Source organism: Streptomyces sp. NPDC014006 (genome assembly GCF_043088925.1).
In the GTDB taxonomy this organism is placed as follows: Bacteria; Actinomycetota; Actinomycetes; order Streptomycetales; family Streptomycetaceae; genus Streptomyces.
On the sequence record NZ_JBICAJ010000011.1, the window covers coordinates 49,015 to 63,125 of the forward strand.

At 74.6% G+C, this 14,111-nt stretch carries 11 protein-coding genes and 2 pseudogenes; 5 read left to right on the plus strand and 8 right to left on the minus strand.

The window, feature by feature from the left end; translation table 11 throughout:
* The first annotated feature begins 30 nt into the window (after window positions 1-30).
* A complete protein-coding gene (locus ACF1GV_RS31565) occupies window positions 31-1,281 on the plus strand; it encodes a M14 family zinc carboxypeptidase (protein WP_391687451.1) in 1,251 nt (416 codons plus the stop codon).
* 89 nt (window positions 1,282-1,370) lie between these two features.
* On the opposite strand, the gene ACF1GV_RS31570 is transcribed toward ACF1GV_RS31565, so the two are convergent.
* From ACF1GV_RS31570 to ACF1GV_RS31580, 3 genes and pseudogenes are all read right to left on the minus strand, one after another.
* Entirely contained in the window at window positions 1,371-1,778 is a 408-nt protein-coding gene (locus ACF1GV_RS31570; RefSeq protein WP_391687454.1) for an SSI family serine proteinase inhibitor, read from the minus strand.
* A gap of 97 nt (window positions 1,779-1,875) precedes the next feature.
* Window positions 1,876-2,799: pseudogene (locus ACF1GV_RS31575) on the minus strand (M14 family zinc carboxypeptidase); the annotation flags it as partial.
* 156 nt (window positions 2,800-2,955) lie between these two features.
* Window positions 2,956-3,507 (minus strand): DUF1707 and FHA domain-containing protein, encoded by a 552-nt coding sequence (locus ACF1GV_RS31580; RefSeq protein WP_363262178.1) that lies wholly within the window; start codon window positions 3,505-3,507, stop codon window positions 2,956-2,958.
* 187 nt (window positions 3,508-3,694) lie between these two features.
* Here ACF1GV_RS31580 and treZ point away from each other — a divergent pair, with 187 nt between their 5' ends.
* Window positions 3,695-5,440, plus strand: coding sequence for a malto-oligosyltrehalose trehalohydrolase (treZ, locus tag ACF1GV_RS31585; RefSeq protein ID WP_391687457.1), 1,746 nt, complete (start codon window positions 3,695-3,697; stop codon window positions 5,438-5,440).
* 61 nt (window positions 5,441-5,501) lie between these two features.
* Here the strand turns inward: treZ and ACF1GV_RS31590 are convergent, their stop codons facing one another.
* Both ACF1GV_RS31590 and ACF1GV_RS31595 read right to left on the minus strand, forming a co-directional pair.
* Window positions 5,502-6,428: a phosphotransferase family protein gene (locus ACF1GV_RS31590; protein WP_391687459.1), complete on the minus strand. Its 927-nt coding sequence runs from the start codon at window positions 6,426-6,428 to the stop codon at window positions 5,502-5,504.
* 52 nt (window positions 6,429-6,480) lie between these two features.
* Window positions 6,481-7,608 carry an aminopeptidase P family protein gene (locus tag ACF1GV_RS31595; RefSeq protein ID WP_391687462.1) on the minus strand — a complete coding sequence of 376 codons (1,128 nt, stop codon included), beginning with the start codon at window positions 7,606-7,608 and terminating at the stop codon, window positions 6,481-6,483.
* Between the two features lie 208 nt (window positions 7,609-7,816).
* On the opposite strand from ACF1GV_RS31595, the gene ACF1GV_RS31600 reads away from it, so the two are divergent.
* Window positions 7,817-8,572 carry a metallophosphoesterase gene (locus ACF1GV_RS31600; RefSeq protein WP_391687464.1) on the plus strand — a complete coding sequence of 252 codons (756 nt, stop codon included), beginning with the start codon at window positions 7,817-7,819 and terminating at the stop codon, window positions 8,570-8,572.
* Here the strand turns inward: ACF1GV_RS31600 and ACF1GV_RS31605 are convergent.
* Window positions 8,565-9,152: pseudogene (locus ACF1GV_RS31605) on the minus strand (PDZ domain-containing protein). The gene ACF1GV_RS31600 and the pseudogene ACF1GV_RS31605 sit on opposite strands and share 8 nt — an antisense overlap.
* A 119-nt stretch (window positions 9,153-9,271) precedes the next feature.
* Window positions 9,272-10,138 (minus strand): LysR family transcriptional regulator, encoded by an 867-nt coding sequence (locus tag ACF1GV_RS31610; RefSeq protein WP_391687467.1) that lies wholly within the window; start codon window positions 10,136-10,138, stop codon window positions 9,272-9,274.
* Window positions 10,139-10,225: 87 nt separating this feature from the next.
* On the opposite strand from ACF1GV_RS31610, the gene ACF1GV_RS31615 reads away from it, so the two are divergent.
* On the plus strand, window positions 10,226-10,960 hold the full coding sequence (locus tag ACF1GV_RS31615) for a hypothetical protein (protein WP_391687470.1): 735 nt from the start codon (window positions 10,226-10,228) through the stop codon (window positions 10,958-10,960).
* Between the two features lie 25 nt (window positions 10,961-10,985).
* Here ACF1GV_RS31615 and phsA read toward each other — a convergent pair whose 3' ends face one another.
* A complete protein-coding gene (phsA, locus tag ACF1GV_RS31620) occupies window positions 10,986-12,848 on the minus strand; it encodes an O-aminophenol oxidase PhsA (protein ID WP_391688012.1) in 1,863 nt (620 codons plus the stop codon).
* Window positions 12,849-13,045: 197 nt separating this feature from the next.
* Between phsA and ACF1GV_RS31625 the strand changes: the two genes are divergently transcribed.
* A complete protein-coding gene (locus ACF1GV_RS31625; RefSeq protein ID WP_391687473.1) occupies window positions 13,046-13,978 on the plus strand; it encodes a hypothetical protein in 933 nt (310 codons plus the stop codon).
* The last annotated feature ends 133 nt before the right edge of the window (window positions 13,979-14,111 follow it).

Here is a 14,111-nt window from a genome sequence, read left to right on the forward strand (position 1 = left end):
CCAGGGCGAGGCCGGGACGACGAGTCGGGGGTGAGTCTCCTGCCGGAGCTGCGCTACCCCAGTGTTCTCGAACTTCAGGCGTCCGCGCGGGCGCTGGCCGCGGAGCGGCCCGGCCTGTGCGTGCTGCGCCAGGTGGGTGTCTCCCGGGCGGGCCGGCCGCTGCACCTGCTGTCGGTGGGCCACGCTCGGCGCGCCGTCCTCGTCGTCGCCGGCGCCCACGCCAACGAGCCGACCGGCGGCGCCACGCTGCGCTTCCTGGCCGAACGGGTCGTCGAGGAGCGGTCCCTGCGGGACGGTGTCTCCTGGCACTTCCTGCTGTGCGCGGACCCGGACGGGGCGAGCCTGCACGTCACTCCGGCGCCGCGCAGCCTGTTCGACTACCACCTCGGCTTCTTCCGGCCCGCCGGTGACGAGCAGCCGGAGTGGTCCCCGTCCGTGCTGCCGCCGGACCGGCTGCCGCCCGAGACCCGCGCGCTGACGGCGGTGATCGACGAGGTGCGCCCCTACTTGCAGGTCACTCTGCACGGCACCGACCTCGGCGGCACCTGGGTGCAGCTGACGAAGGACATCCCCGGGCTCGCCGAGCCGTTCGCGAAGTCCGCGGCGGAACTGCACATACCGGTGGAGGCGGGCGCCTCGGACGCGGCCGGCTGGCCCGCCTCGGGACCGGGCGTGCACGTGATGCCCGCACCGGGGGCGGGCGCGGCCTACCCGAGCATGCCGGACGACGCCCGGCACAGCACCTGGTACCACGCGCACCGGTACGGCGGGCTGACGGCGATCGTCGAGGTGCCGATGTGGGCGAGCGACCTGGTCGGTGATCCGGCGCCGCACCCCGCCCCGGCCGCCGCGCTGGGCCGGCTCGCGCACCGGCTGCGCAGCGACGCACTCCTGGTGGAGGAGGCGCTCGCCGAGGCCCAGCCGCGGCTGGCGGGCCGTGACGGCGCGCTGCTGCGGGCGGCGCGGTGGACGCTGGCCCTGGTGCCGGGCCTGGCCGAGGACTGGGTGCGCACCTCCCCGGCCGACACGACGATGGCGTACGTCGGCAGCGTGGACGCGTTCGCGCGGCGGCTGCCACTGCGGGCGGCGGCGATGCTGCTGCGGGTGCTGCGCGACGTCGACGACCCCGCGGCACCGCGCCTGGAGCGGCTCGTGGCGCACTGGAGCGAGAACTTCGCCCGCCGCTTCCACGCCCGCTGGGTCCCCCTCGGCGATCAGGTGGAGCACCAGTCCCGCACGGTCGTCACGGCGGCCCAGCAGGCGCGCGAACAGGCGGGCTGAGCCGAGGGGAGGACACGCGCGTGGCGCCCGAACGGCACGCGCGTGCCCCGCACGCGGCGGTCACCTGCCGACCGCGCACCCCGCTCCGGTCACCTGTCGACCGCGAACACCGCTCCCGTGCGTGCCCGCATCTCGCAGCGGTTGGCGAAGGTCTGCCGGTAGGCGACCGGGCGGCCGTGCCAGCGACCGTGGGCCTCGGCGGTCACCGGGGCGTAGATCATGGTGCAGACGGCCCCCTTCGTGGCCGGGAAGGCGCCGATGTCGCCGTCCACGGTGGCCAGCTGCGCGCAGGCCTCCGCCGCGCGCGGGTGGCCCTGGGGCGGGTCGCAGCGCAGCAGGGCGCTCCGGGCGTCGCCGGCGCGGTCCTCGCCGCGGCTGACGGTGATCTCGAGCCAGTCGCCGTGCCGCGTGCGCAGGGCGACGGCGGGGGCGGTCGCGGTCAGGACGGCGGTCGCTGCGAGGAGCCCGGCCACCGCCGATCGTGTCAGATGCGTCATTCCCGGTGCATCGGCACGGCGCGGCCGGAACACCAGCCCGGCTCACCCGAACGGGAGCGCGCGGACGCCTGTTCGCCGGCTAGCTCGAACGCGGCGAGTAGTCGTCGACGGGGGCGAGCAGCCGCGCCGCGTCCGCCGTGCCCGTGACGTGCGGCCGGATCCGGGCGAGGAGGCGCTCCAGGAGCCGCGTCTCGCGCCGCAGCGTGGCGCTGACCGCGCGCAGGGTCGCGTCGGCGTCGGCGGGCGGGGAGCCGTCCTCGACTGCGGGCACGGCCCACATGGGCGCCTCGACGATCGCGGTGACGGTGCCGTGCCGGCAGGGGTGGAACCAGGTGGACTGCACGGCCGCCTCGGTGATCGCGGCGGCCAGGCCGCTCGGGCGGGGCAGTGGGATGCGGTAGACGGCCGGGCCGAGGTTCGGCCAGTACAGGGTGTCGTAGGGGCCGAGTTCGCGGGGGACGCCGAGGCGGGCCGCGGCCCGCGCGACCCGCAGGTCGAGGCCGGGCAGCTCGTGGGTCACCTCGACGAAGCCGCCGCCGACGTCGACGCCGTGCAGGGACGCTTGGAAGAAAGGTTTCAGCTCGTCCTGGAGGCCGAGCAGCGCCCGCGTCTCCGGCAGCGCGGCGGCCTGCGCGCCGTCCGGCAGCCACTCGGGCTGCTCCAGGAAGCCCGGGCGGAAGAAGTGCCGGAAGTAGCGGCCGAGCGTGTACGGGCCGGACAGCCAGCCCTCGTTACGGTGCAGCCCGTCGGGGTCGAGGCAGAGCAGCAGGTTCCAGGTGGCGTCCGCGCCTTCGGTGAGGCTCGGATCGGCGAGGGCGCGTTCGGCGAGGCGGAGCGCGGTGGCGCCGCCGACGGGCTCGTTGGCGTGCGGTCCGGCGACCACGAGGGCCTGACGGCTGCCGTGGCCGACGGAGAGCAGCCACAGCGGCCGGCCCGCGCGGGAGGTGCCGACCTGGCGCAGCCGGACGTCCCGGGGGCGGCGGGCGGCCGGCGCGGCGGCGCGGGTGGCCAGCTCGTCCACGTCCGGGTAGCGGAGGAGCGGCGGCAGGGCACACCTCCACGAGTGGGACCGACGGTTCACCTGGTGTCCATGGTGTACGCACAGTCAGTCACGGCGTCGCGGGTACGTCAACACCATGCCCTGCGGGCCCCGTTGCGGTGGGACGGGAGCCCGCGTTCACTGCCCCGCGAGGCGGAACGCCAGCTGCCCGAAGGCCACCAGGTCGCCCTCGCGCACGACGGCGGCGCCGACGACCCGCCGGCCGTTGACCGTGGTGCCGTTGGTCGAGCCGAGGTCGCGCAGCACCCATATCCCGCCCTGGCGCCGCAGCTCGGCGTGGACCCGGGAGACGGTCTCGTGGTTCAGCCTCAGGCCGCTGGCGGGGTCGCGCCCGATGCGCAGCGGGTGGCCCGCGCCGGGGTGCGGCAGCAGCAGCTTGGGCAGCCGCTCGGCCTGCCAGGCCCTGCGCAGCCGTACGGTGAAACCCGAGACGGCCTCGACGGCGCCGAACAGGGCGCGCGAGACACGGCCGTCCTGGGGCAGGTCGGCGGTGAGCGCGGCGAGTTCGTCGGCGTGGCGGGCGGCCAGCGCCAGTTCCATGCGCCGCACGAAGGTGTCCTGCGACAGCCGGCCCAGGGCGACGCCGTCGCGCAGCGCCTTCAGCGCGTGGTCGCGCTCCGCGTCGGACAGCCGCGCGGGGTATGTGGGGAACTCGAAGGACGACGTCACGCATGTGATTGTCGGTCAGCGGACACAGGGTGTCCAGGAAACGGGGCATCGGCCGTCACGCGCGTGTGCCCCTGGGCTCCGCCGGGCGGCGACACCCCGCAATCGGGAGGATCCGAAAGCGGATTCACCGGGTGTGACGCACCATGGACGGGCTACATCACGGTGAGCAGACGAAGGGGAACCGTCCGTGCAGTTCGAGGTGTGGGCACCACAGACCGATCGTGTGACGCTGATGTGCGACGGCGCCACGCGCGCGATGGAGCGTGATCCGGAACGAGCGGGGTGGTGGATCGGTGAGGCGGAGGCGCACGAGGGCTCGCGGTACGGCTTCGCGCTGGGCGACGGGCCGGTGCTGCCCGATCCGCGCTCGCGGCGGCAGCCGGACGGCCCGGACGGGCTGAGCGCGGTCGTCGACCACGCGCGCTACGAGTGGCGCACACCGTGGCCGGGCCGGCCGCTGCCGGGCGCGGTCCTGTACGAGCTGCACGTGGGCACCTACACGCCCCAGGGCACGCTGGACGCGGCCGCCGAACGGCTCGACCACCTCGCCGAACTGGGGGTGACACACGTCGAGTTGATGCCACTGTGCCCGTTCCCGGGGCGGCACGGCTGGGGATACGAGGGGGTCTCCCTGTGGGCCGTGCACGAGCCGTACGGCGGGCCGGAAGCGCTGAAGCGGTTCGTCGACCGGGCGCACGAGCTGGGACTCGGGGTCGTGCTCGACGTGGTGCACAACCACTTCGGGCCGTCCGGCAACCATCTCCCCGCCTTCGGCCCCTACCTCACCGACACGCACCACACTCCCTGGGGCGCCGCGGTGAACCTGGACGCGCCCGGCTCGGACGAGGTGCGCGCCTATCTGGTGGGCAGCGCTCTGGCATGGCTGCGGGACTTCCACCTCGACGGGCTGCGGCTGGACGCCGTGCACGCGCTGATCGACACACGCGCGTACCACTTCCTGGAGGAGCTGACGGAGGCCGTGGACGCGCTGGCCGGGGAGAGCGGCCGCCCGCTGTTCCTGATCGCCGAGTCCGATCTGAACGACCCGCGGCTGATCACCCCGCGAGAGGAGCACGGCCTCGGCCTGCGGGCACAGTGGAACGACGACTTCCATCACGCCCTGCACACCGCGCTGACCGGCGAGTCGCAGGGCTACTACGCCGACTTCGCGCGCGCCCCGTTCGCCGCCCTCGCCAAGACGCTCGGCGGCGGCTACTTCCACGACGGCACCTACTCCTCCTTCCGCGGCCGCTCCCACGGGCGCCCGCTGGACCGGTCCCGCACGGCCGCGCACCGGCTGCTGGGCTACAGCCAGACCCACGACCAGGTCGGCAACCGTGCCCAGGGCGACCGGCTGTCGGCGGCCCTCTCCCCCGGCCTGCTGGCCTGCGCCGCCACACTCGTCCTCACCGCGCCGTTCACGCCCATGCTGTTCATGGGCGAGGAGTGGGGCGCGTCCACGCCCTGGCAGTTCTTCACCGACCACACCGATCCGGAGCTCGCGGAGGCGGTACGGCGCGGCAGGCGGCGCGAGTTCGCGGCGCACGGCTGGGCCGAGGAGGACGTGCCCGACCCGCAGGACCCGGCGACACGCGACCGCTCCTGCCTGGACTGGGCCGAGCGGGAGCGCGAGCCGCACGCGCGCGTGCTGGCCTGGTACCGGCAGCTGATCGCCCTGCGGCACACCCATCCGGATCTCACCGACCCGGACCTCGCCGACACGAAGGCGGCCTACGACGAGGACGCCCGCTGGCTCGCCTTCCGGCGCGGGGACGTGCGGGTGGCGGTGAACCTGGGCCGGGAGGCGGCGGCGATTCCGCTGGGCACGCGCCCGGCGCGGATCCTCGCCGCATGGGAGCCGGTGGAGGGGCCGGACGGCAGGGGGGTGCTGCACCTGCCCGGAGAGTCGAGCGTGGTGCTGGAACAGGCGTAAACGCTTGCGCAAGCGGTTGCGCGGGCTCCGGGGCTCGGGCCTCGGGCCGGCCGCTGTCCGCCTACTCCTCCCGCAGCTCCGTCACCCGTTCCAGCAGGATCGCCTCCCAGGCCCGCTTCAGCTGGGTCTGGAGAAGTTCCAGGGGGCCGTGGTCGCGGCCCTCGAGGCGTTCGGCGAGGCGGATGACGGTGTCGCAGCGGGCCAGCCACAGGCCGCGCAGGCAGGGGCGGGCGCCGTACCCGGCCAGGGTTGCGGCGCGCACGGCGGCGCCGGAGCCGACGGCGAGCGCGAGACCGGCGATGTCCTCGGCCGGGTCGCCGAGGACGGCGCCGGTCCAGTCCAGGATGCCGCGCACCCGGCCGTCGGCGCTGACCACGAGATGCTCGCCCCTGAGGTTGTGGTGGACGAGGACGGCGCTGCCCGGCTGCGCGGCGAGCTGGGCAGCGCCGGGCGGGGTGAGCTGCGCCAGGCGCGCCGGGTCGAACTCCTCGGCGGTGGCCAGGGTCCGGGCGGCGGGCACGGCCATCCGGCGCAGCGCCTCCAAGGAGCGCGGGGCGGCGCGCGGCACGCCGAGCGTCTCGGCCTGCCGGGCGGGCACCGCGCGCATCCCGGTGAGGAACCCGGCGAGGTCGGCCTCGCCGATGGCGGACACGTCGTGCTCCTCGGCCGTACCGCCGGGCACCAGGGTGTCGAGGGTGTAGGTCAGGCCGGGGCTCCACTCGCCGTGGGACACGCTGGTGGGCACGGCGACGGGCAGATGCGGGCGCACCAGTTCCCGCAGCCGCAGTTCACGGCGCCGGCGGATCGCGGCGTCGCGGTCGGGGGCGAGGCGCAGCACATGGCGGGTGCCGACCCACCACGTGCCGTGCTCGCCGCCCTCGGCGACGGGCCGGACGTCGGGGCCGGCCGGGTCGTTCCCCGCTTCCTTCAGCAGGGTTCTGACCAGTGCGCGGACGGTGTCCGCGGTGGGTGTCGGTGCCTGGGTCATGGTCGCGCCGTCGTCACTCGTTCGATGGGTGAGGGTGGTACCAGTGTCGCCTTCAGTCCACTATGACCATCTCGCGGGTGGTGTTGTTGAGCCGCCGGCCGCCGTCCTCGGTGACGGTGACGATGTCCTCGATGCGGACCCCGAACCGGCCGGGCAGGTAGATGCCGGGTTCCACGGAGAAGCACATGCCGGGCACGAGCGGCTGCTCCTCGCCCTCGATCATGTAGGGCGGTTCGTGCGTGGTGACGCCGATGCCGTGGCCGGTGCGGTGGATGAAGTACTTCCCGTACCCGGCGTCCTCGATGACCTTGCGGGCGGCGCGGTCGATCTCCTGGCAGGCGACGCCGGGACGTACGGCGGCGCAGCCCGCCTCCTGCGCGGCGCGCACGATGTCGTGCACCCGGCGTTCCTCGTCGGTGGGTTCGCCGACGTGGACGGTGCGGGTGGTGTCGGAGCCGTAGCCGTCCTTCAGGCCGCCGAAGTCGAGGACGACCGTGTCGCCGCGTTCGATGACGCGGTCGCCGACCTCGTGGTGCGGGTTGGCGCCGTTGGGTCCGGAGCCGACGATGGTGAAGTCGACCTGGGAGTGGCCGAACCGGCGCAGCAAGTCGGCGAGGTCGGCGCCGACCTCGCGTTCCCGGCGGCCGGCGAAGGCGGCCTTGCGGATCTCCTCGAAGGCCGCGTCGGCGGCGGCGCCCGCGGCGGCCAGGAGCTCCAGTTCGGCCTCGTCCTTGACGGCGCGCAGCATCGGCAGGGCGTCGGTGAGAGCGGCGTAGGAGCTGCCGGGCAGGGCGCGTTGCAGACCGAGCAGGTGCATCGCCCAGGTGTTGTCGCTGATGCCGAACCGGCCGCCGGAGCCGAGGAGGCCCGCGGTGGCGGCGTAGGGGTCGGTGCCGTCGGTCCAGTCGCGCAGGGTCAGGGCGGGGGCACCGGCCGCGTGGGCGGCGTCCGGGGCCTCCAGGGTGGGGACGACGAGGACGGGATCGCGGCCCGGGGCGAGGACCAGCAGAGTGAGGCGTTCGGTGACGGCGGTGGGTGCGTAGCCGGTGAGCCACACGAGGTCGGGCCCCGGCGCGACGAGCAGCCCGGCGAGGCCCGCGTCGGCGGCGGTGCGCGCGGCGCGCTCCATCCGGGCCCGGTAGTCGTCGGCGCCGAACGGTGCGGGCGCGGTGCCGGTCATCGGCCTCTCCTGTCTGATGGGCTGCCCGGAAGTCCCGGCCCGGACTCCCGGAAGGATCACTCTGGCCTGCCAGCATCCTGCCCGCCCCGCCGTGGCCACGCGAGCCGGTTTCCCCACCCGTGACCAACGGCGACCCGTTGCCCCACCGTTGCCTCTAATGTTTCGATGCCGGAACACCATTAGATTTCATGGGGGAGGACGTACGGCCGTGCTGGTACTCGCACACATCAGCGATCTGCATCTCGACGGGACCGCCCGGGCCACGCGCCGCGCCGAGCAGGTGCGCGACCGGCTCTGGGAGCTGCCGGGCCGGGTGGACGCCCTGCTGGTCACCGGGGACATCGCGGACCACGGGGCCGAAGCCGAGTACGAGGAGGCGGCCCGCGTCCTGGGCCTGCACGACGGCTCGGCACCCGTCCCGGTGCTCACCTGCCCCGGCAACCACGACCGCCGCGCCGCCTACCGCAAGGCCCTGCTGGGGCTGCCCGCGTCCGGCGAACCGATCAACAGCGTGCGCGTGTTCGCCGGGGGCGCCGTGCTGATGTGCGACTCCAGCATTCCTGGGCGGGACGACGGGGCGCTGGAGGCGGCGACGTACGACTGGATCGAGGCGACGCTCGACGAACTCGGCGGGCGCCTTCCGGTCCTGCTCGCCTTCCACCACCCGCCCGTCGCGCTGCACCACCCGCTGCCCGACTCCTACCGGCTGGGCCGGCCGCAGGCGCTGGCCGCCCTGATGGAGCGGCGGCCCGAGATCGCCGGCCTCGTCACCGGGCACGCGCACTCGGCGGCCGCCACCACCTTCGCCGGGCGGCCGCTGGTCGTCGGGCCGGGCGTGACGTGGACGCTGCGGCTGCCCTGGGAGGGCGAGCAGGTGGCCGACCGGGACGCCCCGGTCGGCCTGGCCTTCCATGTGCTGGACGACGCAGGGCGGCTCACCAGCCACTTCCGCGTGGTCAGGTGACAACTCCCGGTACGGCGGTCAACTGCGGTAGCCGCCGCTGCGGTGGCGCACCGTCAGCACGACCGGTGCGCCGGGCCGTCGCCGCGGCGACGGCCCGGCCCAGGTCGGCGGCGGAGTCGACGCGGCTCTGGCCCACGGCGAGGACGATGTCGCCGCGGGCCAGGCCGGCCGTGTAGCCGGGGGCCGGGGACGTGCACGCCGACGACGAGGGCGCCCGGCTTCTCACCGTCCATCACCTCCGCGCCGAGTGAAGCCCGTACCGGGCCGGGGCTCCGGCGGGCGTGGGGCCGGGCTCGCGGCGCCGTGGGAGGGGCTTTCCCGAAGGACGGGGCGGAGCCGGGCGTTGCGGTGTGTCCTTGCAGCTCGGCGAGTTCGCTCAGGCCGGTCACGGTGGCGCCGACGGCGCCGAGCCCGACGCCGGTCAGGACCAGGACCGCTCCGACGAGCAGGCCGAGCAGCCAGGTGGTGAGTCGCCGGCCGCGGCGCCGCGCGGCGTGCGGACGCCGGGCTGCCCCGCGGGGCGGGCACCGCCGGGATCACGGCACGGCATCGGCTTGGGACACAACGCAGTGTCTTCCATGGTTCGCCTCCGGCCGGTGACCTACCCGGCGCACCGGCGCGGAACGTGCCACGAACGAGTGAGACTGACCGGCCGTCAACGGTGAGGGGACAGGCCGCCCGGGCCGCGGTCGCGCCGGCTCACGGCTGTGTCCCGAGGGCGTCCGCCAGGGCCGCCGCCGCGCCTCGGGGCGGGCCCGTGAACAGCAGTTCCGTCCGGTGCACGAGCCGGGGGCTGCCCACCGGTACGGCGACCGCGCCGGGCACGGCCTCGGCCGCCGTGCGGGGCAGCAGCGTCAGGCCGTGCCCGGCGGCGGCCAGCGCGGTCAGGGCGCGCACGTCGGTGCCCTCGTAGCGCAGGGACGGGCGGAAGCCGTGGCCGCCGTGCGCGGCCCGCAGTGGGGCGAGCGGCAGGCCCGCGTCCGGGGCGTCCAGCCAGCGCGCGTCGGCGAGGTCGCCGAGCCGTACCTGGGGGCGGCGGGCCAGCGGATGCGCCGCGGGCAACAGCACGCACACCGGCTCCTCCCCGACGCCGTACCCCCTCAGGGGTGCCACGTCGGGCAGGCGGAGCGGGTCGCTGGGCGCGGCGAGGCCGTCGGCCAGGCCCAGGTCCGCCGCGCCGGTGGCGACCGCGGCGGGGACCTCGTCGCGGGGCAGCACCTTGACGGTGACGCCCGCGCTCGGCAGGGCCGCCACGACGGCCGGCCCCAGCGCCGTGGCCGTGGCCGCGAGGGTCAGTCCCTGGTCGGGTGCGGCAGCGATGCGGGCCACGTCGGCGCGGGCGGCGTCCAGGCGCAGCAGGAGCAAGGCCGCGTGCTCCAGCAGCCGCTCCCCGGCCGCGGTCGGGGCGACGGGCCGGCGGGTGAGCAGTGGCGCGCCGAGGTCCTGCTCCAGCGCCGCGATGTGCTGGGAGACGGCCGACTGGGTGTAGCCCAGCTCGCGGGCCGCGTCGGAGAAGGAGGCCAGGCGCGCGACGGCGACGAAGGTGCGCAGCAGGTGCGGGTCCATGGCGCCAGCATGGCATCAGCGTTCCTTATGGACGATGCAGGGATCATCGTTGGACGTGAACGAGGCCGCGCGCCCAGGATGAGGCCCATGACCGACACGATCAGCCCTGTAGCGAAGGTCGCCCTGGTCGGCGACCGCTCCCCCGACGTCGTCTCGCACACCCGCATCCCCGAGCTGCTGCACGCGCTCGCCACGCACGACCGGCTCGTCCTGGACGCCTACTGGATCCCGTCGCAGGACGCGGAGGCCGAGGGCGCCGTGCGCGGCTTCGACGCCGTGTGGGTGGTGCCGGGCAGCCCGTACCGCAGCGAGGCGGGTGTCCTCGCCGCGATCCGCACCGCGCGTACGGAGGGCATCCCGTTCCTCGGCACGTGCGGCGGCTTCCAGCACGCGCTGCTGGAGTTCGCCCGGGGCGCCTGCGGGCTGACCGGCGTGGCGCACGCGGAGAACGACCCCGACGCCGACGACTTCCTCATCGAGCCGCTGGCCTGCTCACTGGCCGGCCATGAGGCCACCGTCGTACTGGAGGAGGGGTCGCTCGCCCAGACGATGATCGGCGCGGAGCGGACCGTGGAGCGCTACTCCTGCCACTACGGCCCGTCCCGGCACCTCGACACCCTGCGGGAGCACGGGCTGCGCTTCAGCGGGCGCGACGCGCAGGGGCAGGTCCGCATGGCCGAACTGCCGGGCCATCCCTTCTTCCTGGCGTCCCTCTTCCAGCCGGAGCTGTCCGGCGACGGCTCGCGCCCGCACCCGATGATCCGGGGACTGGCGCGAGCCGCGGTCGATCACGCGGCACGCGGGGCCCGTCAACCCGCGTGACGCGCGGGCCCCCTGAGGGCGCGCCTCACCCGGTGTGCCCCTCTCCGTGCCCGCCGTGGGCACCACCGTGGTCGAACTTCAGCGCCTCGGGCGGCATGACGACGAACGGCCGCATCATCCCCATGTCCTCGTGCTCCAGCAGATGGCAGTGGTACATGAACCGGCCGTACGCCCCGTCGAACCGGCCCATGACGCGCAGTATCTGGCCGCCGGGCACCCGGAAGACGTCCTTGTGGCCCCTCTCGTTGGGCGCGAGGGGGATCGTCCGGCCCGCGTCGAACCGGATCGGCGTGCGAGTGCCGCCCACCGCCGGGTCGAAGCCGGAGATGTCGTAGGCGTCGCGGCCGAGGATCTGGAAGTCCGCCAGGTGGATGTGCATCGGGTGCACGATCGGGGCGAGGTTGAGGAAGCTCCACTGCTCGTGGCTGCCCTCGCCGATGGTGAAGCCGAGCCCGTCGTTGAACGTGCGCGCCGTGCGCCGGTACGTCTTCGTGGTGCCGTCGGCTCCGGTGACCTGGAGGACGCCGTCGGCGGGGAGCTGAAGCCCGGACGGGTCGGCCACCTCGGTCATCTCCCAGATCTCCGGGTGGCCGCCGGCCCCCTTGGTGGCGGGCGGGGTCAGCACGATCAGGCGGTGGCCGTGCGGGATGTCGTGCGTGAGGCGGCGGAAGGAGCCGGAGAGCACCTCGGGCAGTTCGAAGGCGTCCGGCTCGCAGCTCTCGCGGACACGGAACTCCATCACCTCCGGGTAGCGCACGTCACCGGCCGGGTCGCTCACGCCCGGCGGCTGGTTGCGGCCCTTGTTCACCAGGCGCAGCGTCCGGCCGGCCAGTGCGCGGAAGTCGACGAGCAGGTCGAACCGCTCGGCCGGCGCGGCGGTCAGGGTGGGCAGCGTCACGTCGAAGTCGATCGGCACCGGGCGCGGCAGCAGCCCGCCGTCGCTGCCGATCTGGTGCACGACGCCCGGCACCGGCGTGCCGTCCTCGTCGACGAGGACGAGGTCGTAGATGCGCGCGTTGGAGGCGTTGACCAGCCGGAAGCGGTACCAGGCGGCGTCCACCTCGGCATACGGCCAGATGCGGCCGTTGACCGTGGTGTACGGGCCGGTGAACGGGATGGACACCGGTTTGCCGGTCTCCGGGTTGCTCTGCTGCACGATCACCGTCTTGTGCAGCAGCCGGCCGTTGAGGCGGCCGTCCTCGTCGGTGTCGAGGTTGCGGTCGGCCAGCAGCAGCGGGATCTCCCGGTCACCGGATGGCAGATGGAGGGCGTCCTCCTCGTCGTCACGGACCAGGTAGGTGCCGTACAGGCCCGTCATCACGTTCCACCGGGTGATGTTCATGGCGTGGTCGTGGTACCACCACTGCACCGCCTGGTGGTCGTTCGGGTACTCGGAGAGCTGGGCGTCGCCGTGGCCCACGGCGTTGTCCGCCCAGCCGTCGTTGCCGCCGCCGGTCTGCGCGCCGTGCAGATGCGTGACCGACCAGGCGGGCAGGGCGGCGACGTCCTTGTTCGGCTCCACGCCCTCGCGGCCGGGTTCGGTGGTCGCGGGCGGGCGACCGTCGGTGCGCAGCGGCACCTCCACCGACGTGACCGGGTACTCGCTGTCCTTCGGTATGCGGTTGGTCCAGGCGATACGGATCCGCTGTCCGCGCCGCACCTCGATGGTCGGTCCCGGCACGTGCCCGTCGTAGCCCCACATCAGTGTGGGTGGCAGCTGCGGGTGCAGGCGCACCCAGGTGGGACGCAGGGCGATCTCGGTCTCGCGCAGGACGTCGCCGGTGGCCGGGCGCAGGACGGGCGGGACGGGCAGCGGCGCGACGTACGGCGTCAGTTCGGCCGGAGCCGGTGCCGGAGCCTCGTCCTCTTTCTTCTCGCTCGCCGTGATCGTCTGGTCGACGAGGTCGGTCAAGGTGAACACCCCCGTGTTCTGTCGTCTGTTCCCCTCACCCTGGAAGACTCCCCGAACGCGGCCGAAGTTCCCTGAACACCCCATTCCGGACGAGAAGATCCGGTGACCGGCGCGGCGGCCGCGCAGCGTCACGCCGACCGGCGTTGTCAGTGGGCCCTGTTACGTTCTGTGACATGATCGATCACGCGCTGCGGAAGCTGCGGGACGACCCGCGCCTGGCCGAACTGGCCGCCTCTGCCTTCGACTTCGACGTGGACCGGGCGGCCCACTGTCATGTGGAGCCGGTGCGGCTGGCCTCGGGCGGTCCCCTGACCGCGGTGGCCGGGGACGACACGGGCGGCACCTACTTCGTGTGCGCCGACGGCTGTGTGCTGCACGCCGATTCCGAGGGCGGCGCGTGCCTGATCGGCACGAGTGTCGACGAGGCGCTCGAGGTGGTCGTCGGACTGGCCGACTGGGGCGCGTTCGCGGATCTGACGCCCGGGGACGGCGCGCAGCGGATCCTCGCGCGCAAGGCCGAGGTCGAGGAGGAGATCCGCGAGCACTACGGCATCGACGACGAGCGCGAGGAGCTGCTCGCCGGACTCGGCCTGCCGCGCCGCACACCGATGGAGCTGGTGGGCATGCTGCACCGGGCGCTGATGCGCACCGAACCCGACCACGTGCTGCTCAACGCCCGTGAGCTGAACGCCTACCGGTTCCTCCACGACCACGACGACCTTCCGCCGCTGTGGGAGTACTTGGGCGTCGACGCGGGCGGGTTCGCGGAACCGGCCGCGCAGCCGGCGGCGACCTGGACCCGTCCGGCCCTGGCGCAGGGCCGCACGGAGGCGGTGCGGGTGGCCCTCATCCGCCGCCTGGACGCGATCGAAATGAACCAGAGCCTGCTGGGCATACCGGGGGCGCCCGGGCAGTTGGACACCTCCCCGCTGCGGGAGCTCGCCGAGGAGTTCGAGCACCTCGGCGACCTCCCCCAGGCGCTGCGCGCCCAGCACCTGTACACCGCGCTGCAGGACACCCCGCAGGAGCGGGCGGCCGCCCGCTCGATACGCGACCGCCTGGCGGAGCGGGTGCGCCGCGCGCCGCAGGTGCCGGTCGCCGGCTGAGCCTCAGGGCGGGGTGCACCGGGGCCGGCCGTCGGCTGGGCCGCGGGGCTGGGTGCACAGGGGCCGCTGGTGGCCGAGCGGCCGGGTGCGCGCGGGCGCGGGCCGTCAGCCGAGCGGCCGAGCGGGAGAAGCA

Bases quoted from the DNA above. Each gene is read 5' to 3' on its own strand.
- ACF1GV_RS31615 (WP_391687470.1), top strand. From the start codon at position 10,226: ATGACCGACACGATCAGCCCTGTAGCGAAGGTCGCCCTGGTCGGCGAC.
- ACF1GV_RS31595 (WP_391687462.1), bottom strand. From the start codon at position 7,608: ATGACCGGCACCGCGCCCGCACCGTTCGGCGCCGACGACTACCGGGCC.
- ACF1GV_RS31570 (WP_391687454.1), bottom strand. From the start codon at position 1,778: ATGACGCATCTGACACGATCGGCGGTGGCCGGGCTCCTCGCAGCGACC.
- ACF1GV_RS31610 (WP_391687467.1), bottom strand. From the start codon at position 10,138: ATGGACCCGCACCTGCTGCGCACCTTCGTCGCCGTCGCGCGCCTGGCC.
- ACF1GV_RS31625 (WP_391687473.1), top strand. From the start codon at position 13,046: ATGATCGATCACGCGCTGCGGAAGCTGCGGGACGACCCGCGCCTGGCC.
- ACF1GV_RS31590 (WP_391687459.1), bottom strand. From the start codon at position 6,428: ATGACCCAGGCACCGACACCCACCGCGGACACCGTCCGCGCACTGGTC.